Origin of the sequence: Candidatus Chloroploca asiatica (assembly GCF_002532075.1) — a bacterium.
Classification (GTDB): domain Bacteria; phylum Chloroflexota; class Chloroflexia; order Chloroflexales; family Chloroflexaceae; genus Chloroploca; species Chloroploca asiatica.
On the sequence record NZ_LYXE01000127.1, the window covers coordinates 56,344 to 77,881 of the forward strand.

Consider the following 21,538-nt stretch of genomic DNA (forward strand, 5'->3'; position numbering starts at 1 on the left):
CCGCGCCGCCGTGCCCGGCGTGCGGGGCACGGCTTGCCCGTGCCGTGCCGCCCGTGCCCCTGCCGCGCCGCCGTGCCCCTGCCGCGCCGCCGTGCCCGGCGTGCGGGGCACGGCTTGCCCGTGCCCACCTGTCACGGCGCAAACAGACGTACTTCCACCACCGCATCAAGGTTCAGCGGCCCATAGAGGTGCGGGAAAAATTTGCCTGGTTCCGACTCCTCATAGCGCAATGCAGCCGTAAGGCGATCAACTTCCACCACAAGCAGCACCATGTTGGGCTGATGCTTGTAAAAACGCTCGACCACCCCGGGCAACTGTGCCTCAGTGGAAAAATGGATAAACCCCTCGCTATCCAGCGATGGAGGTGCATAGAACCCCAAGCGTTGTGCCTCGGCCCAGGCTATTGCATGGGCGAGGTGAAGGATCGTTGTCACAGAGAAACTCCTTGAAACGGTAGGGCTGACGCCCTAGAAACCAGTGCCTATAGGGTAGCCCCAAACCTTGGCACGACTCGGGCTGATTGTCAAGCGTAGCTTGACAATCAGCCCACAATCCGGTAGACTCCCGTTCTGTCACCCAACAAAAAAGTGTATAATAGGGCTATGTGTGGTACCCTACCACACAGTGGCACATAGTTTCTCACACGTCAACGCTGAATCCAAACCTGCCCTACGTCAGGGCCAACAACACCGAAAGGAGGTGTCTGTGCCTGTGCCGTTATCTCGATGAGCGTCAGTCAGGTGTGGGTTGGCAACCCTGGGTTACTATGATGTTCGTGTCGTTTCCGATACAGTAGCTTACAGATTGTGTAAGGAGTCCTACGTTTATGAAGCGTGTAAGTCTTTTGGTTCTCATTGCACTGCTCGGGGCGCTCATCGCGGCCTGTGGTGGTGCTCCCGCAGTCCAGCCGACAGCGGCTCCAGGTGCGACCGCTGCGCCTGAGCAGCCCACGACGCCTCCGGCACCACCGAGTGCTGGTGCGACGATCAAGATTGCTTCACAGAGTCCCCTTAGCGGCCCGCAGGCCGCGCTTGGTACGGGTATTCGCAATGGTGCCCAGTTGGCGATTGAGCAACTGGCTCAGCCGTTGATCGATCTCGGTTTTACGGTCGAACTGGCCCCGTTTGATGACCAGGCTCGTGCTGAGGTTGGCTCGGCCAATGCCAAGAACATCGTCTCGGATCCCGAGATTATGTGTGTCGTTGGTCACCTCAACTCGGGCGTGGCGCTAGCCTCGCTGCCCGATTATCAGAATGCGTCGTTGGCGATGGTGTCGCCGGCCAACACCAACCCGAACATCACCGAAGGTGGCTATGGCGTGGCCTTCCGCGTCGTTGGTCGCGATGATGTGCAGGGTATCGTGGGTGAGCAGTTTGCCCGCGAAGAGCTTGAGGTTGAGTCGGTCTATATCATTCACGATACGACCGCGTATGGCCAGGGTGTGGCCGAGTTCTTCCGCCTCGCGGCTGAAGAGAATGGCATGGAAGTGCTGGGCTTCGAGGGGACCGAGGAGCAGAGTGATTTCTCAGCGATTCTGACCCCGATCCAGGCCGCGAATCCTGACCTGATCTACTTCGGTGGGCTCTATCCGCAGGCTGGCCCGCTCTTCCGCCAGGCTCGCGACCGTGGCATCGCGGCGCAGTTCCTTGGCCCGGACGGCATGGATAGCCCCGAGTTGGCGACGCTGGCGGGTGATGCCGTTGATGGGATGCATTACACCTCGGTGGCCGCACCGGTGAGCCAGTTCCCCAATGCTGCCCAGTTTGCGACGGACTACCAGGCGCAGTTCAATGGGACGGCAACGCCCTTCTCGGCGCAGGCCTATGATGCCGCTGGTATCTGTATTACTGGTATTGCCGCTGCTGCCGAGGCCGCTGGTGGCGTGCCGACCCGTGCCCAGGTGCTTGAAGAGTTGAAGGGTCTGGCCGGCTACGAGGGCATTACGGGCGACTATACCTTCAATGAGAATGGCGACCCGAACCCGGCAACCTACTTTGTGCTTCAGGCCAATGTTGCTGATTGGAATGCCAATGCGTTGATTACCCGCCTCGAAATTGCTCCTCCAGGATCTGAGAGTACGACGACGCCTCCTCCTGCGGCAACCGAGGCTGAGCCGCTGGTTGATTTGATTGCTGCGCTCGGGGCTGAAGTTGTCGATTTGAACCTCGGCACGATCAAGCTTGCGTCGCAGAGCCCCCTTAGCGGCCCGCAGGCCGCGCTTGGTACCGGTATCCGCAATGGTGCCGAATTGAGCGTCGAGCAGTTGAATGAGTTGCTGGCCGATGCTGGTGTGACGTTTGAGTTGGCCCCGTTTGATGATCAGGCTCGTGCTGAGGTTGGCTCGGCCAATGCCAAGAACATCGTCTCGGATCCCGACATTATGTGTGTCGTTGGTCACCTCAACTCGGGCGTGGCGCTGGCCTCGCTGCCCGATTATCAGAATGCGTCGTTGGCGATGGTGTCGCCGGCCAACACCAACCCGAACATCACCGAAGGTGGCTATGGCGTGGCCTTCCGCGTCGTTGGTCGCGATGATGTGCAGGGTATCGTGGGTGAGCAGTTTGCCCGCGAAGAGCTTGAGGTTGAGTCGGTCTATATCATTCACGATACGACCGCGTATGGCCAGGGTGTGGCCGAGTTCTTCCGCCTCGCGGCTGAAGAGAATGGCATGGAAGTGCTGGGCTTCGAGGGGACCGAGGAGCAGAGTGATTTCTCAGCGATTCTGACCCCGATCCAGGCCGCGAATCCTGACCTGATCTACTTCGGTGGGCTCTATCCGCAGGCTGGCCCGCTCTTCCGCCAGGCTCGCGACCGTGGCATCGCGGCGCAGTTCCTTGGCCCGGACGGCATGGATAGCCCCGAGTTGGCGACGCTGGCGGGTGATGCCGTTGATGGGATGCACTACACCTCGGTGGCTGCACCGGTGAGCCAGTTCCCCAATGCTGCCCAGTTTGCGACGGACTACCAGGCGCAGTTCAATGCCGCTGCGACCCCCTTCTCGGCGCAGGCCTATGACTCGGCTGCCTTCTGTGTGGCCGGTATTCTCCAGGCTGCCGTTGATGCCGCTGCTGCCCCGACGCGTGCCCAGGTGGTTGACGCGATCCGTGGCTTGCCGACCCTTGGTGGCATTACTGGTGACTACAAGTTCAATGAGAATGGTGATCCCGAGGTTGCGACCTACTTCGTGCTCCAGGCCAACATTGTTGACTGGAACGAGAATCTCCTGATCACCCGGTTGGATATTGCGCCGCCGCAATAGCTTGTACGCTGTGGTCAAGCGTGTGTACCAGGCGTGTCCTGGTCACACGCTTGCTCACCTCCACTCCTGGCCTTGTGCGGTGCTCCGCACAACAGTTTGTCGTGCGTGCGGTCAGGCCGTACGCACGACATATATAGTCTGGTGAGGTTCATGGCTGCGGAAGCAAACGCCCAAACGTCAGCTCAAGCTGTTCGACGCCCCATCGTTGAGACTCTGCGAACCGTCTTTGGCCCGCTTGTCCAGTTGTTGATCTTTGTAGTTGGCAGTGCCGTCGCGTTGAGTTTGTTGGTTATCTTGCTGTCACTGGTGCAACTTGGCGCACGCCCCGATCTTTTGACCCGTACGCTGACCATTCTCCCGCAGGTGCTTATTGATGGTCTGGTGCGCGGGTTTCTTTTTTCGACCATCGCGCTCGGCTATACGATGGTCTATGGTGTGCTCGAGTTTATTAACTTTGCCCACGGTGAGATCTTTATGGTGGGTGGCGTCACCGGGGCGGCGGTGGGGTTGTTTCTGGCGAGTATTGGTCTCCTGGAAGGGATGAACCCTCTGTTCTTTGTGCTGCTGGTGGTGCTGATCGGGATGATCGTCAGTGGGACGCTGGCCGTGACCGTGGAACGAGTCGCCTATCGCCCATTGCGAGGTACGCCGCGTCTGGTGCCGCTGATTTCAGCCATCGGGGTGTCGCTGGTGCTCCAGGATGTTGTGCGCTTGATTATGACCAATTCCCCGATGGGTTTCAATGCGCGTTATAATGCCCCTGATTTTGGCCCGCCGATTCGCCTCTTTGAGATGACCCTTGGTGATCGCCCCGTGCCGATTATTATTAGTCCCAAGGCGTTGGTCTTCATTAGCGCTGCGGTGATTATGCTCATTGTGCTCAATTATCTGGTGAATGCAACCCGTCTTGGCAAAGCTATTCGGGCGACCGCACAGGATATGCCGACAGCAAGTTTGATGGGCATTAATGTCAATCGCATTATTACCCTCACCTTCTTGATCGGCGGGGCTCTGGGTGGTGCCGCTGGGGCGCTCTTTGGCCTCAATGTCGGGACGGTCAATCCTTATATGGGCTTTATTCCTGGTCTCAAGGCGTTTACGGCTGCGGTGCTCGGTGGCATCGGCAATATTACTGGTGCAATGGTCGGCGGGTTGGTGCTTGGCTTCCTCGAGGCGTTTGTGGCGTCGTATCTGTCGCTCTTTACCAATGGTGCCCTCTCTGGAGCTGCCTATGCCGATATTGTTGCCTTCAGTATCCTGATTCTGATCCTGATCTTCCGACCCTCCGGCTTGCTCGGTGAGTCGACAACGCAGAAGGTGTAGCTATGGCGACGATGTCTCCACCAACCAATCTCTGGGAGCAGGTGAAGGCTACATTATCGCGTGGGCCGACCGGCTATAGCTTTCTCGGTCTGTATGCAGCGATCTGTACCTGGCTCTTGCTGACGAATCCGCGGACAAGCCTCAATACCGATATTGCCTTTGCCCTTTTTCTGCTGCTGCTGCTCATTATCTATCGCTCGCAAGTGGCCCTTGGCTTCAAGGTCGTGCTCGGTGGCGCAATGCTGCTGGTCGTCTTGCCGATCTTTGGAACACTCAATCCCTTCTATATTGATGTGGCGACCCAGGCTGGTATCTTTGTCGCGCTGGCCCTTGGGCTCAATGTGGTAGTCGGTTTTGCGGGCTTGCTTGACCTTGGCTACGTGGCCTTTTTTGCTGTCGGGGCCTATCTCTGGGGGATCTTGAGTACCGAACAGATGACGCTCATGAATCCGGCCTGGAGCCCAGTGCCGCCGATTATGTTCTACCCTTTTATTTTCCTTGGCCTGATCGTCGGAGCGATTTTTGGTGTGCTCCTTGGCCTCCCGGTGCTGCGCTTGCGAGGCGATTATCTGGCGATTGTTACCCTTGGCTTTGGTGAGGTGATCCGGGTGCTGGCTAATAACCTTGATCGCCCGATCAATATTACCAATGGTTCGCAGGGTATTCGTGGTATCGCACGCCCTCCGCTGATTTTTGCCGATTTTGTGCGCGATACCCTTGGCCTCAACCTTGATGACCAGCAACTCTATCAGCAGTTTTTCTACTTTGCGGTGCTGCTGATTGTGCTGTTGACGGTGGTGGTTGTGAGTCGCCTCAAGCACTCGCGGATCGGACGTGCCTGGGAAGCGATTCGTGAGGACGAAACCGCCGCGATTGCTCAGGGTATTCCGCTGGTGCGTACCAAATTGCTGGCCTTTGCCGTCGGCGCTTCGTTTGCCGGGGCGATGGGCGTGATCTTTGCCTCCAAGCAACTCTTCATCAATCCGCCGACCTTCGACCTCATTCGGTCGATCAATATTCTGGCGATGGTCATTCTTGGTGGGATGGGGTCGATTCCTGGGGTTATGCTTGGGGCCGTGCTGGTGACCATGCTCGATCTGCAGATTTTGCCCCGTTTGGCGAACGTACTGCGTGATCTGCAGCGTGCCGGTGCGCCGATTCCGTCGGCCTTTGATCCAACCCAGTATCAGCGCCTCTTCTTTGGTCTGCTGCTGATCTTGATGATGATCTTTCGCCCCACCGGAATTCTTCCTGATGAACGACGTAAGGAAGAGTTGGTAGATGATCAAGAGGTGGATTTGCCCCTCGATGCTGGCGAAGTTGATGGTGGCGAGCCACCCTCGCCGACCCAGGCCCCGCCCGGTAGTGGCCCAATTGCTTAGCTTGTATGATGCGAGAGGAACCGTATGGCGCTGTTGGAAGCAACCAACGTTACCAAAACCTTTGGCGGCTTGACTGCGGTCAACGATGTGACGCTGATCATCGAAAAGGGCGTGATCGCCAGTGTGATCGGGCCCAATGGCGCAGGCAAGACGACGTTTTTTAATATGTTGACCGGGATCTATAAGCCCGATAAAGGGGCGATCCTCTTTGATGGCAAGTCGATCGGTGGGACGCGCCCCGATCAGATTGCGGCCCTTGGGATGCGGCGGACGTTTCAAAATATTCGCCTTTTTGATAACATGACGGTGCTCGAAAATGTGCTGGTGGGGATGCATACCCGCCTGCGCGTTCCGTTCTGGCAGATTATCGCGAGCGCTCCTGGTGTTCGTCGTGAAGAGACGAAGGCCCGCGATGAGGCTCGTGAACGCCTTGCTTACGTTGGCCTTGATGCTAAACGCGAAGAGCTTGCCAAGAATTTACCCTACGGTGATCAGCGTCGCCTTGAGATTGCCCGCGCCCTCGCTGGTGATCCCAAGTTGATTTTGCTCGATGAGCCGACCGCAGGGATGAATCCCCAGGAGACCGATGCCGCTACGGGTTTGATTCGACGTCTCCGCGATGACCTTGGTCTCACTGTGGTGCTGATTGAACACGATATGCGCCTCGTGATGGCGATTTCTGAGCGCATTTCAGTGCTTGATTATGGGACGAAGATCGCTGAGGGAGATGCGCATACGATTCGTTCCAATCCGCGGGTGATCGAGGCTTACCTCGGTAAGGGGGCCGCCGGGGCCGCTGCCTAGCTGCCCCGGTAACGTGGCTCGCTCGCCCTGGTGGGGCATCCTGCCCAGGGTACCGGTCGTACGGTGTGCATTGTAGATAAACGATCGGCTGCATAGAGGAATATATGGCTCTACTCAAGCTCGAAGATGTCCATACATACTACGGTAAAATTCACGCTTTAAAGGGTATTTCCCTTACTGTCAATAAAGGTGAGATTGTTACCCTGATTGGCTCGAATGGTGCCGGGAAGAGTACTACCCTGCGGACGATCTCAGGGTTGCTTGTGCCTCGCCAGGGGCAAGTGGTGCTGAATGATGAGCGGATCGACCGCATTCCATCACACGAGATTGTGAAGCGTGGGATTGCGCAGTCGCCCGAAGGTCGTCGGATCTTCCCGCGTCTGACGGTGCTCGAAAATCTTGAGATGGGGGCGTATCTCCATAGTACGCGCAGTGTGACCTATCAAGAGGATCTTGAGCGCGTTTTTACGCTCTTCCCGCGCCTCCGCGAGCGCGTTTCCCAGAAGGGTGGTACCCTCTCGGGTGGTGAACAGCAGATGCTGGCGATTGGACGCGCCTTGATGACCCGCCCTCAGGTGCTCTTGCTCGATGAACCTTCCATGGGCCTCGCCCCCGTGCTGGTTGAACAGATTTTTGAGATTATCGAGACGATTAATGCCCAGGGGATGACCGTGCTCCTCGTTGAACAGAATGCGCTTCAGGCGCTCGGCATTGCCCACCGTGGCTATGTGCTGCAGAGCGGCCGGATTATTCTTGAGGATGAAGCCAAAGCGCTGCGTGAAAATGAGACGGTGCAGAAGTCGTATCTCGGCCTCGAATAAGACTTGATCTATGCCCCAACAATGTGAGCAAAGCTCGCATTGTTGGGTTTTTCTATTCTCCAACTTCCCGCGGCACGCGGGGCAAAATGCCGGTGACGACGTCGTAGCTGATGGTGTTGAGCCAGGTTGCTACTTCGTCGGCGGTAATGGTCTCGCTGCCCTGTTGCCCGATGAGCACCACTGAATCACCGCGCCGTACCTCGGCAAGGTCGGTGACGTCAAGCATCGCATAGTCCATGCAGATGCGCCCTACCAGCGGGGCGCGTTGCCCCCGCACGAGCACTTCACGCCACGCCGGGCTACGGCGCAGACCATCGGCATAGCCAACCGGAATGGTCGCGATGCGACTGTTGCCCCTGGTGATGTAGCTGCCCCCATACGAGATTGGCGTGCCCTCTGGGTGGTCGCGGATCTGAGCGATTTCGCTGTGAAAGCTTAAGGCCGGGCGGAGCGTAGCGGGCAGCGGTACCGTTGGAGCTGGAGCCAGGCCGTAACACGCAATGCCAGGGCGGATCATGTCAAAGCAGGCCGTCGGGAGGCGCAACGTTGCGGCGCTATTGGCGGCGTGGGCGAGCGGCGGTCGCAGCCCGGCAGTCGCGAGCTCGTCGAGCAAACGGCGGAAGCGCTCGATCTGCGTGGTTGTCTGCGTAAGATCTTCGGCATCGGCACTGGCAAAATGGGTGTAGATCCCGACTACTTCGATCCCGGGAAGATGGCGTAAGCGGCTGAGAAACGGCCCAACTTCATTGGGGGCCAGCCCAAGACGCGCCATACCGGTGTCTACTTTGATGTGTACCCGGACGCGACGGTCTGCTGAGGCAGCCGCACTCAGGGCCTGGGCTGTATCGTCGTCAAAGAGCGTGCAGTCTAGGCCGAGTCCGACGATCGCTTCGGCTTGCCATGGTGGGGTATAGCCAAGCACTAGAATCGGTGCAAGAATGCCCTGTTCGCGCAGGGTGCGCCCCTCTCCGAGGGTTGCTACGGCCACGGCACTCGCGCCGGCCCCAAGCGCTGCCCGGGCAACGCGAACGGCCCCGTGTCCATAGCCATCGCCTTTGAGCACGACCATCAATGGCACGCCGCGCAACTGTTGTAGCCAGCGAATATTCGTGGCAATCGCATCAAGATCAACCCGGAGCCAGGTGGGGCGGTCAGGTGCCCCGATCCGCACACTACGCCAGGCCGTTTCTTGCCGTACTAAAAGGTGGTCGAGCTGGGGTGTGGTCAGGTACCCCGCGATCGGCGTACCTCCCGGCGTATCGGCAGGATGCGCCATCAACACACGGGCCACGAACCGTTCCATGCGTGCCTCGGCTGATCCGCTCACCAGCACAAGATCGCCGGTACGGGTCACGGGCATCGCTCGCAAGGCTGCGTCGGTGGTATCAACGATCGTGATCGGCAGATCATTGCGTACCGTGCGGGCGGCGCGCGCCGCGATGACACCCCAGTCACCTTTGAGGATCAAGGCATCACTGCAGTGCGCGGCGAGTTGGCCGAGCTCACGGGCAGCAACGGTTGCCTCGTCGGTTTTCAGTTCGGTGAAAGGCCCAAGCACCGCAATGCGGCGCCGTGCGGGCAGGGCCGCCAGCGTTGTCAGCGCTGCCTCCACCGAGGGCGGCGACGCATTGAAGGTGTCATCGAGCAGCACGGCCCCGCTCGGCAACCGCAATGGTCGCAGGCGCCCGGCTACTGGCTCGATCGTTGACAGCGCTGCAACACAAGAGGTCAATCGCAAGCCACAGACGAGACCAGTTGCCACGGCGGCAAGCGCGGCGTAGACCGCAGGGAGGCCAATAAGGGGGATAGAGACTGTCTCCACCACTCCTTGCCAGTGTAACTGGAAACGGGTGCCTTCAAGGCTATAGGTGATCGTATCTGCCCGTATGTCACAGTCGCGACCGAGCCCATAGCGGATGACACCGCGATCCGCGTGACCATTGGTCAGATGTGCCAGTAATCCCTTCTGATCATCGCCATTCATGATCACAATGCCGTTGGTTGGTAACGCGGCGAGAAGGGTTGCAAATTCGGTGGCTACCTGAGCGAGGGTGCCAAAGCGGTGCAGATGGACGGCCCCAACCGAGGTAACAACCGCAATCTGTGGCGGGAAGAGCGCGGCCAGTGCTTCGATTTCGCCAGGGTGATCGCTGCCATATTCGAGGACCGCAAAACGATGCTCATCGCGAAGGCGGGCAAGCGCAACCGGCAAGCCTAGCAATGAATTGAAACTGCGCCGACTCTGAAACGTTGGCTGGGCAGTCGCGAGCACGGCGGCAATGGCACGACGGGTGGTCGTTTTTCCCACGCTACCAGTGACCCCGATGACTTGTGGTGCGGCGGCAGTGAGGCGTGCTGCCGCCCAGCGTTGCAAAACGGCCTGCGGCTCATCGGCAAGCAGCACCGTCACCCCGGCGCTTGCCGGTGCCCACCGACAGAGCACACCAGTAGCCCCGGCGGCAATCGCCGCAGCGATGAAATCGTGCCCATCGGCCCGCGGGGTGCGCAAAGCCACAAAACAGGCCCCCGGGGTCATTAAACGAGAGTCGTAGCACCAGTCGGTAAAAGTTGTCGCCCCAGGTGGCCCAGCAAGCCGTGCGCCAGCCGCTAGCAGATCGCGAAGCAAGATCATCGTATGTTCGTTGTTATCCTCTCAGCGCATACCAGAGCATGCGTCATGCTTATCTTCTGCATAGTACCATATCGTTTCACCCTGGCGCAGTGTATAATGTGGGAACACCAAGCACCACCATCCCCATGTCATGCCTGTGTACGTGAGCATCCAGCGGATGGTCTGTCGGTGGACTTGGATCCCATGAAAGGTATATCGCGTATGCGAGTGTTAGTCTATGATACCCATTCCTATGATCGAACCTTTCTCGATACTGCGAATGCCGGGCGGCATGAGATTGACTATACCTCAGCCCAGCTTGATCCCCAGACGGCAGCTTTGGCCGAGGGCTATGATGCCGTCTGTCTCTTTGTGAGTGACCGTGCCCCGGCTCCCGTGATGGAACGTCTGGCTGCCGCTGGGGTGCGGATGATTGCGCAACGCTCGACCGGGTTCAACAATCTTGACCTGGAAGCAGCTTCCCGTCTTGGGTTGACCTGTATGCGCGTTGGCTACTATTCACCCTATGCGGTCGCTGAGTTTGCCGTTGGTCTATTGCAGACGCTCAACCGGCGCATTCACCGTGCCTACAACCGTACCCGTGAATTCAATTTCCGCCTGGCTGGCCTGCTTGGGCACGACATTTACGGGCGTACGGTCGGTGTGGTCGGAACTGGCAAAATCGGAGCCATTTTTGCCCGTATTATGCATGGCTTCGGATGTCCTATTCTGGCCTATGATGTCCAGGAAAATCCTGATTGCCTTGCGCTTGGGGCAACGTATGTGTCCCTGGAAGAGTTGCTCAGTCGTGCTGATATTATTAGCCTCCATGTTCCGTTGATGCCTCAGACCTACCACATGATCAATGCCCAGAGTCTAGCTTCGATGAAGCGTGGGGTGATGATTATCAATACGAGTCGGGGTGGCTTAATTGATACTGAGGCCCTGATTGCGTCGATCGAACGTGGTCATATAGCGGCCGTCGGCCTCGATGTCTACGAAGAGGAAGAGGGCAAGTTCTTTCGTGATCTCTCGGATGTGGTCATTGACGACGATGTCCTTGCGCGCCTGATGACCTTCCCCAACGTGTTGTTGACAAGCCATCAGGCCTTCTTTACCCACGAAGCAATGACGACCATTGCCGAGACGACCATCGGCAATCTGACTGATTTTGAAGAGGGGCGCACAAACGAGAATCTGTTGCGTTAAGGAGCGTATCTTTTCACCCTTCCCGTGCGGTATATCAAGTAATTCTAGTCACGGGGTAAGGGTATGATTGCCAAAGTCTATAGCTGTGCGGTCATCGGGCTCGAAGGGGTGCTGGTTGAAGTTGAGGTGGATATTGCCAACGGGATGCCGATGTTTGCGGTCGTTGGCCTGGGCGACGCTTCAGTGCAAGAGAGTCGCGAACGAGTGCGCGCGGCGATTCGCAATTCAGGCCTCAACTTTCCTATGAAACGCCTGACCGTCAACCTTGCACCTGCTGATCTGCGCAAGGCTGGTCCTTCCTATGATCTGCCCATTGCGGTGGGCCTGTTGCTCGCCTCGGGGCAGGTCACCGAGCGTTTTGACAAGACGGTCTTTATTGGTGAGTTGAGTCTTGATGGCGGCCTACGCCATACCGATGGCATTCTGCCTATGGCGGCCATTGCCCGCGCCTGTGGGATGACGACTGTCTATGTGCCCGCTGAGGATGCCGCCGAAGCTGCGCTCGTCAATGGCCTGACGATTATGCCGGTGCCCTCGCTTGGCAAATTGGCCGCTCACATCAGTGGTGAGCGGCGCTTGTCACCCTATGCGCCACGACCACCTGTCTCTTCGCTGGCAACGCATTTCCCCGTTGATTTTCAACATATCAAGGGCCAGGAACACGTCAAACGTGCCCTGGAAGTTGCAGCTGCTGGTGGACATAATGCCTTGCTCTGGGGAACTCCCGGTTCGGGCAAAACGATGCTGGCGCGGGCGATGCTCTCGATCTTGCCCCCGATGAGTCTTGAGGAGGCGCTCGAGGTGACCAAGATCTATAGTGTGTGCGGCCAGTTACCCAAAGATACCCCATTGGTGCAGCGCCGCCCCTTCTGTGCGCCGCACCATACGACCTCGCTGGCGGGTCTGGTAGGCGGCGGTGCCGGTCGTGCGCGCCCGGGGATGGTCAGCATGGCTCACCGAGGCCTGCTCTTCCTGGATGAACTACCCGAATTTGGCCCCAAGCTTGAGGTTTTGCGTCAGCCGCTGGAAGATCGGGTCGTCACCCTGAGCCGTTCAGCGGTGAGTGTCACCTATCCGGCGGCTTTTATGTTGATTGCGGCCATGAATCCCTGTCCATGCGGCTGGCACGGTGATCCCGAGCGTGAGTGTACCTGTAGCCCGGCGCTGGTGACGCGCTATCAAAAACGCATCTCGGGGCCACTGCTTGATCGAATTGACATTCATGTGGAAGTTCCGCGCATTAACTACGAAAAACTCAGTTCGAATCGTCTTGGTGAACCATCAGAAGCGATTCGTGCCCGTGTCGCCGCTGCGCGGGTACGCCAGCGTTCTCGCTTGGGTCCTGATGGTCCCGGTTTTACCAATGCCGATCTTGGCCCTGGTCAGATGCGTGACGATTGTCGTCTTGATACGGCAGGACATGCCCTGATGAAAGCCGCTGTGCGTCAACTCAACCTTTCGGCACGTGGCTATCACCGGGTACTCAAAGTGGCCCGTACGATCGCTGACCTTGCCGGGGCCGACATGATTGGCCCGGCCCATCTTGCGGAAGCCATCCAGTATCGCCCGCGACGAAGCGAGTAGACCTGCGGCCACCAGGAAACTCGCGTGTGCTGGCGTAAACGGCCAGCATACAAGGGCTAAATGGACTTTCAATTTTGATGCGCTCTTTGCTGATCGTCCGGATGTTTTTGTGGCCGGGGATTTGCTCTGGTATCCGGTCGAAGGTCGGCCTGATATTCGACGTGCCCCTGATGCGCTCGTTGTCTTTGGACGGCCCAAGGGCTATCGGGGTTCATATATGCAGTGGCGCGAGGATCAGATTGCCCCGCAGGTTGTCTTTGAAGTGCTTTCGTCCAAGAATACTCTGTCTGAAATGGCGCGTAAGTTGGAATTTTATGATCTGTATGGGGTCGAAGAGTATTATCTCTATGATCCTGAACGCAATGATCTGAGTGGTTGGTTGCGCCAGGGCGAGCGTTTGCGCCCGCTGGAAACGGTTGATGGCTGGCTTAGCCCGCGTTTGGGGGTTCGTTTTGCCCTTGATCCTCAAGAGCTTCAGATTATCCGTCCAGATGGTCGTCCGTTTCTGAGTTTTGTTGAGGTGTACCAGCGGGCAATGCTCCTGACTGAACGCTTGCGTGCGCTTGGGCTTGATCCTGATGCAGGCTAGCCTGTGTGCCCGAGGCTCTTTTCCGCGACACGCTTTACTGTGATCGGACGATAGCGGTACAATCAGTTGCCTGTTGTCATCGGTAGCGCATAAACGTGGTATGCTAGACACATGTTTGATCAATCTCCGCGCGGCATGCCCATCTGGATCTGGGGGGCTTTACTCGGCCTGATGCTGATTGTGATCAGCACCGGCGGTCGTTTGATGCCCGGTGACAATGCTGCTCTTCGCCAAATCTTTGCGGCACAACCTCCTGGAACGGGGGTTGGTGCCGGTGCTGATGGGGGCGACTGGCTCCCTTCTTTTGATCTTGGCTCGCTGCCGACCGAGTTGCAGCAGGGCGCACGGGATCTATTGACGCGCCTCGGGGCAGGGTCAAGTGGGCGTCCGGTTGAGCCAATTGCGATTACGCCCCGCCTGCGCGTCGAGGTCAAGGAACTGCGGCCGGTTGCCGATGGCATTGAAGTGCTTGGCTCGATCACCAATCTGAGTTCCGACGATCTGCTTGTGCCGATCAGTGCGTTTGAATTGCACGATAGCACAGGTACAACCTATCTCGCCGGAGGCGGGGCAAGCGCCACGCTGCGCTCTGGTGAGAGTACGTCACTTGAGTTGACGGTGCCGTTGCCTGAAGGCCGTGGTTTGCTCTTGATTACCAATTTGCCCCCTGATCCGTCAGTACAACAACGATTGATCGTAGTAGAGTAACGTGTATGCCAGGGTATCCTGAAACGATTGCTGACCGTGTTGCGCTTGTGCGTGACCGCATAGAGCGTGCCGCCCGCCACGCCGGACGTGATTCGGCGTCGGTGACGCTTGTGGCGGTGACCAAGACGCATCCACCTGTGTTGATTGAGGAAGTGGTTGCGGCGGGCGTGGTTGACCTTGGTGAAAATCGTGTGCAGGAGGCGGCCACGAAAGTCGAAACCTTCCGTCAAACTGGGCACGCTGTGCGCTGGCACCTGATTGGCCATTTGCAGCGGAACAAAGCTCGGGTCGCGGTTGGTCTCTTTGATATTGTCCATTCGGTTGATAGCCTGCGCCTCGCCGAGGCCCTGGATCGACAGGTGCGGGAAGCCGTTCTGTCTGCAGAGCGTGCTCCAGACTCACGTTTGCCGATCTTGTTGCAGATCAATGTGAGTGGTGAGGCCAGCAAAGAGGGTTTTGCCTTACTGGGTGGATGTGCCAACAAGTCAGGGATGGAGGCCTTGCTGGGTGCGATCGAGCGCATGGTTGCCTTGCCAGGGCTCGAAGTACGTGGCCTGATGACGATTGCCCCGCTGGTTGACGATCCAGAACTGGCGCGCCCCACCTTTCGTATGCTCCGCGAACTGCGCGACGAACTTGCTCGTCAGGTGCCCACCGTTCACTGGAACGAACTCTCGATGGGGATGACGGATGACTTTGAGGTTGCCATCAGTGAAGGAGCCACGCTGGTGCGGGTCGGGCGGGCCCTGTTTGGCGAGCGTTAACGAAAGGTGCTAACGCACGTGTTCACGCTTGTGTTGACACTGACCAGGTATGCTGGGTTTCAGGAACCGCATACAATCAAGTGAAAAGACAAAGGAAACCAAACATGACCTGGACAATTGATGCTGGCCATTCGCACATTCAGTTTAGCGCTCGCCATATGATGATCGCGAAGGTGCGTGGGCGTTTCCAGACCTTTACGGGCAAGGTTGAGTTTGATGAGCAGAACCCGGCCAATTCGTCGGTGAGCGTCGAGATCGAGGTCGCCAGTATTGATACGCGTGACGAGAAGCGCGATGGGCATTTGACCTCGCCTGACTTTCTTGATGCGGCCAATTATCCCTCCATGACCTTTGTGAGCAAGCGAATTGAGATGGTGGACGGGATGCACGGCAAGATCATTGGTGACTTGACCATGCGTGGTGTTACCCGCGAGGTGACGCTCGAAACCGAATACAATGGTCAGGCGAAGTCGCCCTGGGGGACGACGAGCGCTGGTTTCACGGCAAGCACGAAGATCAACCGCAAAGACTGGGGCCTCAACTGGAACGTCGCGCTTGAGACCGGTGGTGTGCTGGTGGGTGAAGAGATCACGATTGAGATTGAGCTCGAAATGGTCAAGATGGTCCCCGAAGAAGCCGCAGGCGTGGCTGCGTAAGCCTCAATGATGCTATAGCAACCCAACGGGTTTATAAAGCATGTGAGTGGCTGCTCGTGGCATATCCGCGAGCAGCCATTTGGCTCTTTATAAATGATTCAGAACTACGATGTGAAGGCTTGTGAGTTTTACCCGTACTCGCAGTGCCTTACAGCCGGGCGGCGTTAAATGACAATTCTTCCACACGCAAGGTTTGTCGTTGTCACCCAAGCTTCAGCTTTTTCGTTTACAATAGAAAGGATTTCTTGAACAATACTGGGGATTTCCCACAGATTAGGACCAGTCCAGTATATGAAAGTTACGTCATTTGATGTTTTTGATACGCTGCTGACCAGAGTTACCGGCCAACCAAGCGCAATCTTTCTCTTCCTGGGACGTCAGTTAGCCCATGAGGGGGCTTTGCCGTGTTCGCCCGAGGTTTTTGCCCGTCTGCGCTCAGAGGCTGAACAGCGTGCTTTCGAAAATGCCGGTGGACTTGACTCACATGTAAATCTTGCGCGAATTTATGAAGAACTCGGCGTTATTCTCGGCCTCGATGCATCACAGCGTCAGATGATGATGAAGGCTGAATTGGAGATGGAAAGGCGCTTTCTTCGCCCGCTTCCAGCGATGGCTGAACGACTGGCTCGTCTGCGTGCAACCGGGCAACGGGTCGTCTTTACCTCTGATATGTACCTTTCAGCTCAGACCATTCTTGAATGGCTTGTCGCACACGACCTTGCCACGCCAGATGATACATGCTATGTCTCGAGCGAGTACGGCGCATCAAAGGTTTCTGGAGCTTTGTTTGATCTGCTCGTGCAACGTGAAGGCGTTGCGCCAAAAGAGGTGCTCCATATTGGCAACAATGCGCGTGCTGATTTTCGCGGGGCAAAAATGGCAGGCCTGCGGGCTGAGCTTGTGACCGACGGCAATCTGAATCGCTATGAAGATGCGCTGAGTGCTTTTACGTATGCGACTGACGGTCTGGCGTCACTTTTGGCAGGTGCTTCACGGCTGACACGTTTAGCGGTTCCCGTAGCTAATGCGCATCAACGAGCCTTGCGTGATGTCAGTGCTGGGGTAGCGGCGCCTCTGCTTGTGGGTTTTACCCTCTGGGTCTTGTCTGAAGCACAGCGTCTGGGTTTGCGCCGACTCTATTTTGCGGCACGTGATGGGCAGTTGGTGCTCGAACTAGCGAAGCGCCTTGCCCCTAAACTCGGTCTGGACATTGATCTCTGTTATTTGTATAGTAGTCGCCAGGCGTGGTGTCTTCCCGCGATCACTGCTGACGAACAGCGGTTACTGCAACGGATGTTTAGTACGTATGAATTGAAGTCACTTGAGGTTTTATCAGTCGAAGGTATTCTGCATCGCGTGAATCTTCGACCAGAGGAAATAGCTGCCCGCCTGGGCGCTTTGCAATTGCACCCAGATGATTGGCAACGCAATCTAACTGTGGCCGAGCGCCTCGCTGTCCAGAAAGCCTTGTTCAACGATCCTTTGATCAATGCTTTGATTGTCGAACGGGCTGCTGAAGCACGGGCTTTGATGCTCACATATTTGCAGCAGGAGGGGATGCTGGATGGGACGCCGTTTGCGCTGGTTGATCTTGGCACCGGTGGCACTCTTCATAGTGCCCTTGAGATTGTCCTCGCAACGGTTGGTGTTGCTCCCTTGACAAGTTTCTATCTTGGGTTTACAAATGAGCCAACGAGCCATACTGGTACGCTCTTACCCTATTTCTTTGCTCACCATACGGGGATGGGCTTCCCTCATGTCATGGGATTAGTGCAAATCGTTGAGATGATCTGCACGGCTGATCATGGCACGGTATTGGGTTTTCAGCACGATGGTGAGCGGGTGGTGCCAAACTTGCAGGCGCAATTTAATACGGCAGCCTATGCCTGGGGCTATGCGTTTGTGCGCGAAACGATCTGTCATTTTGCTGAGGTGCTTGAACTCAGCCCTGATCTGGTCAATGTACGGGTTGATTTGCGCCCCCCGTCAATTGAGGTCATCAGGCACTTTTGGCGTTCGCCTACCCATGAAGAGGCGTTCGCCTGGGGCGCGTTTCCTTTTGATGATGGCTGGGGCAAGGAAGTCTTTTTCTCTTCTCTGGCACGGCCCTATCAATGGTCAGATCTGCCACGGATTATCCGTACTGGGCATATGGCGCATCCTCGCCACAATTGGCAGCGTGGTTCACTGTTGCTTACTCGTTCTAGGGGGCTGCGAAACCTTCTCCGAGCTTTATTGACCTTCCACGATACGATCAAGTCGTCGCGAACCAAGCGTGGCCTCCGCTTGCTACGGCGTTGGGTTCAGCGCTTGATCCGTATACCTCAGGGGATTATGCCCGTTGAGCATCCCAGGAGTTAGGGAAAGCCTGTATGAAGACCCTCTTAGTCGCTCCCTTTACCCCCTTCCCGCTCGTCTTTGGTGGTGCCATTCGGGTGCATTATCTGATGAAAATGCTGGCCTCCTTTTCTGAGGTCACCTTGCTCGCCTATCGTTCCTGGGCGGATGTCGATGCGGAAGCGGTGCAAGACTACCTTGAGACGATTTGTCACCGCGTGATGCTCGTTGATGGCAAGCCGACGGTGACCAATGTTGACCGGGTGCGTTCGGTGTTTCGCATGCGGTCTTTTCAATACGATGTACACTACAGCCAGCATTTTCAATTGATCATTGATGATCTGCTCGCTGCCGAGCAATTCGATGTCATTGTGGTCGAAATGACCCAGATGGGCTATTTTCGTTACCACCAGCCAGGGGCTTTGCGTGTCCTTGATATGCAGAATATCGAGTATGAGTTGTTGTTCCGTCGGGCCGAGATGGTTGCGCATCCTCTGAAACGGGCGGCCTTCTGGCTCGAAGCCCAGAAGTGTTACCGCGATGAAATCGCGATCTGTCGTTCGTATGATCTGATCTTTACCCCTTCTGATCGTGAACGTCTCATTCTGCAACGCTTCAAGCAGATGCCCCCCGTGGAGACGTTGCCGAATACGATTGATGTTGATTACTTTGCCTTCCATCCCCAACGCCCAATGACCAATCAAATTACCTTTATTGGGGCCACGCAAGTTGATGCCAATCGCGATGGCTTGCGCTATTTTATGACGCAGATCTTGCCCCTGATTGAACAGCACGTCCCTGATGTCCGGGTGTCAATTGTTGGCGGTGACCCGCCTCCTGAGCTTCTTGCTTTTGGGCAACGACCAAATGTCGAAGTCACTGGCTTTGTGCCAGATGTACGCACCTATATGGCGCAAGCAACGGTCCTGGTTGTGCCGCTGCGGAGTGGTGGGGGGACGCGGTTGAAAATTCTCGAAGGCCTTGCGTTTGGCGTGCCGACGATTTCGACGTCGGTTGGCGCGGAAGGCCTGAACCTTGTTCCAGGTGAGCATCTGCTGATTGCTGATACGCCTGAGGCGTTTGCGACGCACGTGGTGCAAGCGTTGACCGATCCCGCGTTGCAAAAGCACTTGAGTGTGGCCGGACGGAGTTTTGTCGAGGAACATTATTCGTGGCGGAACGTTGCTTTCCAGTTGCGCACCCATCTTGAACGTGCCTTAGGATCAAGAGCGACTGTTCCTGACGTTCACTCCACTCGCGCCTAACCGTTCAGGAGGAACGAACACTGTGTATACCATCGGGTTTGTCATCGAACAAGTACTGGGCCATATTACCCATACACAGAATTTGCGGGCCAATGTGTGTGATGATCCTGACGTGCGCACCGAGTGGGTTCTGGTACCGTATGAGGTCACTGGCCTGGCTCGTCATCTGCCTGTGTATGCAACGAACTGGACCGTGCGCGCTGGCCTGGGGGCTCGACGTGGGCTTGCGCAGATGGTTCGTGAGGTGCGCCCTGATGTGCTCTTCTTTCATACTCAGGTTCCGGCGATGCTGGCGGTGGATTGGCTGCGCCGCTTTCCAAGCATTATCTCGCTTGATGCAACGTCCTTGCAGTATGATCGGCTCGGTGAGTTCTATGACCATCAGACGGGTTCGTTGACGAGCGAACTGTTGAAGTGGCGTCTGAGTCGGGTCTGTTTTGATCTGGCTCGCCATATTGTTGTCTGGAGTGACTGGGCCAAGCAGGGCTTGATCGATGAGTATGTTGTCCCTGCCGAGAAAATTACGGTTATTCCACCAGGGGTCAATGTGCGCGAATGGCTCCGCCCTACCCCTCTCAAGCCCGATGGACATCAGTTGAAAATCCTGTTTGTGGGTGGCAATCTCGAACGGAAGGGCGGCCTCTTGTTACTTGAGGCGTTCCGTTCATTGCGCCATCACGGGATCGAGTTGCACCTCGTCACCCGTGATCCCGTTGCGCCTGAACCGGGTGTTTTTGTGTACCATGATATGCAACCCAACAGTGATCGCCTCAAGGCGTTGTACCATTGCTGCGATATCTTTGCTTTGCCAACCTATGGCGATTGTCTGCCGATGGTGCTTTCCGAAGCGGGTGCGGCTGGGATGGCAACGGTTTCGACGCGGGTGGGAGCTATTCCTGAGGTGGTACGCCATGATGAGACGGGCTTGCTGGTTGAGCCTGGTGATGGGGCCGGGTTGACGCTGGCCCTGCAACAGTTGGTGCTCAATCCCGCGTTGCGGCTGAGGCTGGCCCATGCCGCCGTCGCGCATATTCGGCAGGCCTATGATCTGCAGGTGAATTCCCGCCGTCTCCTTGAACTGTTGAAGCATGAAGCGGCTGCGGCCCGTAGGCAAGTGAGGGTGGCATGACCAATCAAGTCCTCTTGACCGTGGCCGGAACCATTCCTGCTGATCTTGTTGACCAGATTGAACGCGGCCAGCGTCCGCGTGCTGACTATCTTGAATTGGCGCACCATTGTGGCGCTGATCTGCTTGATTATCCCCAGGCGCATCAAGAAACAGGCCTGTTTGGACGCTTCCTCGCCCGGTTGGGTGGTGCTGATCTGACGCTCGCCTGGGCCTGTTTTCGGCGTCGTCACAGCTATCAGGCGATCATCACTGATGGCGAACAGGTTGGCTTGCCCCTGGCGGCGCTGTTCAAGTTCTTGGCTTTCGGCAAACGACCGCAACATTTGATGATTACCCATGTCATTTCGGTACAAAAAAAGATGTTTTTTCTTGACGTGTTGCGGGTGCAAAGTCACATTGATCGGTTTCTGGTCTATGCAACCCGTCAAAAACACTTCATTGAACAACGCTGGAAGCTTGCGCCCGAACGGGTTTTGTTCACTCCATTTATGGTGGATAGCCGTTTTTTTGCGCTGGAACATGTGGAACCGGCGCACCTGGCGCGCCCACAGATCTGTGCCGTGGGCCTCGAACGCCGTGATTACCCGACGTTGTTGCAGGCCGTTGATGGGTTGCCGGTCGATGTAGTGATTGCGGCAGCGAGCCCCTGGTCAAAGCGACAGGATAGCACCGCCGGTCAGCGTATTCCCGCCAATGTGACAGTGCGTCGGTTTACCCAGTACGAGTTGCGCCAACTTTATGCTGATAGCGCGTTTCTTGTGATGCCCCTTGAACCGGTTGAATTCCAGGCCGGGATCACGGCCATCCTTGAGGCGATGGCGATGCAACGTGCCGTGATCTGCTCGCGTGTGGCTGGTCAGACCGATGCGATCCGTGATCAGGAACATGGCCTGTATGTTCCCCCTGGTGATCCGGTTGCGCTACGCCGCGCCATTGAAACATTGCTTGCGAACCCTGATCAAGCTGCTACAATGGGACGTAACGGTTATCTGCTGGTGAGGCAAGCGATGAATCTGGATCAGTATGCCGAGCGCTTGCATGGCTTTGTGCAGGCAACGCTTGTTCGTTCGGCGCATACGCCTTCTTCCTCTGCGTAG

At 56.9% G+C, this 21,538-nt stretch carries 17 protein-coding genes; 15 read left to right on the plus strand and 2 right to left on the minus strand.

Annotation, left to right across the window (positions count from 1 at the left end):
- Nucleotides 1–131: 131 nt before the first annotated feature.
- Nucleotides 132–434, minus strand: a complete 303-nt coding sequence (locus A9Q02_RS16765) for a DUF952 domain-containing protein (RefSeq protein WP_216361544.1) — start codon at nucleotides 432–434, stop codon at nucleotides 132–134.
- Between the two features lie 392 nt (nucleotides 435–826).
- On the opposite strand from A9Q02_RS16765, the gene A9Q02_RS16770 reads away from it, so the two are divergent.
- The 5 genes from A9Q02_RS16770 to A9Q02_RS16790 all read left to right on the plus strand — a co-directional run bounded on the left by A9Q02_RS16770 (nucleotide 827) and on the right by A9Q02_RS16790 (nucleotide 7,589).
- A complete protein-coding gene (locus A9Q02_RS16770; protein WP_097654236.1) occupies nucleotides 827–3,259 on the plus strand; it encodes a branched-chain amino acid ABC transporter substrate-binding protein in 2,433 nt (810 codons plus the stop codon).
- Between the two features lie 150 nt (nucleotides 3,260–3,409).
- A complete protein-coding gene (locus tag A9Q02_RS16775; RefSeq protein WP_097654237.1) occupies nucleotides 3,410–4,582 on the plus strand; it encodes a branched-chain amino acid ABC transporter permease in 1,173 nt (390 codons plus the stop codon).
- 2 nt (nucleotides 4,583–4,584) lie between these two features.
- A complete protein-coding gene (locus tag A9Q02_RS16780) occupies nucleotides 4,585–5,964 on the plus strand; it encodes a branched-chain amino acid ABC transporter permease (RefSeq protein ID WP_097654238.1) in 1,380 nt (459 codons plus the stop codon).
- A gap of 24 nt (nucleotides 5,965–5,988) precedes the next feature.
- Entirely contained in the window at nucleotides 5,989–6,768 is a 780-nt protein-coding gene (locus A9Q02_RS16785) for an ABC transporter ATP-binding protein (RefSeq protein ID WP_097654239.1), read from the plus strand.
- Between the two features lie 104 nt (nucleotides 6,769–6,872).
- Entirely contained in the window at nucleotides 6,873–7,589 is a 717-nt protein-coding gene (locus A9Q02_RS16790; RefSeq protein ID WP_097654240.1) for an ABC transporter ATP-binding protein, read from the plus strand.
- A gap of 52 nt (nucleotides 7,590–7,641) precedes the next feature.
- Here A9Q02_RS16790 and alr read toward each other — a convergent pair whose 3' ends face one another.
- Complete coding sequence (gene alr / locus A9Q02_RS16795; RefSeq protein ID WP_097654241.1) at nucleotides 7,642–10,221, minus strand: alanine racemase; 2,580 nt, start codon at nucleotides 10,219–10,221, stop codon at nucleotides 7,642–7,644.
- Between the two features lie 201 nt (nucleotides 10,222–10,422).
- Between alr and A9Q02_RS16800 the strand changes: the two genes are divergently transcribed.
- The 10 genes from A9Q02_RS16800 to A9Q02_RS16845 all read left to right on the plus strand — a co-directional run bounded on the left by A9Q02_RS16800 (nucleotide 10,423) and on the right by A9Q02_RS16845 (nucleotide 21,538).
- Entirely contained in the window at nucleotides 10,423–11,409 is a 987-nt protein-coding gene (locus A9Q02_RS16800) for a 2-hydroxyacid dehydrogenase (RefSeq protein WP_097654242.1), read from the plus strand.
- A gap of 63 nt (nucleotides 11,410–11,472) precedes the next feature.
- Entirely contained in the window at nucleotides 11,473–12,993 is a 1,521-nt protein-coding gene (locus A9Q02_RS16805) for a YifB family Mg chelatase-like AAA ATPase (protein WP_097654243.1), read from the plus strand.
- On the plus strand, nucleotides 12,953–13,582 hold the full coding sequence (locus A9Q02_RS16810; protein WP_245860595.1) for a Uma2 family endonuclease: 630 nt from the start codon (nucleotides 12,953–12,955) through the stop codon (nucleotides 13,580–13,582). Before A9Q02_RS16805 ends, A9Q02_RS16810 begins: the two co-directional genes overlap by 41 nt.
- Before the next feature lie 111 nt (nucleotides 13,583–13,693).
- Nucleotides 13,694–14,290, plus strand: coding sequence for a hypothetical protein (locus A9Q02_RS16815; RefSeq protein ID WP_097654244.1), 597 nt, complete (start codon nucleotides 13,694–13,696; stop codon nucleotides 14,288–14,290).
- A gap of 5 nt (nucleotides 14,291–14,295) precedes the next feature.
- Nucleotides 14,296–15,054, plus strand: coding sequence for a YggS family pyridoxal phosphate-dependent enzyme (locus tag A9Q02_RS16820; protein WP_097654245.1), 759 nt, complete (start codon nucleotides 14,296–14,298; stop codon nucleotides 15,052–15,054).
- A 104-nt stretch (nucleotides 15,055–15,158) separates the two neighbouring features.
- Complete coding sequence (locus tag A9Q02_RS16825; protein WP_097654246.1) at nucleotides 15,159–15,710, plus strand: YceI family protein; 552 nt, start codon at nucleotides 15,159–15,161, stop codon at nucleotides 15,708–15,710.
- A gap of 291 nt (nucleotides 15,711–16,001) precedes the next feature.
- Complete coding sequence (locus tag A9Q02_RS16830; protein WP_097654247.1) at nucleotides 16,002–18,071, plus strand: HAD family hydrolase; 2,070 nt, start codon at nucleotides 16,002–16,004, stop codon at nucleotides 18,069–18,071.
- Between the two features lie 11 nt (nucleotides 18,072–18,082).
- Complete coding sequence (locus A9Q02_RS16835; protein ID WP_097654248.1) at nucleotides 18,083–19,312, plus strand: glycosyltransferase family 4 protein; 1,230 nt, start codon at nucleotides 18,083–18,085, stop codon at nucleotides 19,310–19,312.
- A gap of 22 nt (nucleotides 19,313–19,334) precedes the next feature.
- Nucleotides 19,335–20,441 carry a glycosyltransferase family 4 protein gene (locus A9Q02_RS16840; protein WP_245860597.1) on the plus strand — a complete coding sequence of 369 codons (1,107 nt, stop codon included), beginning with the start codon at nucleotides 19,335–19,337 and terminating at the stop codon, nucleotides 20,439–20,441.
- Nucleotides 20,438–21,538, plus strand: a complete 1,101-nt coding sequence (locus A9Q02_RS16845; RefSeq protein WP_097654250.1) for a glycosyltransferase family 4 protein — start codon at nucleotides 20,438–20,440, stop codon at nucleotides 21,536–21,538. Before A9Q02_RS16840 ends, A9Q02_RS16845 begins: the two co-directional genes overlap by 4 nt.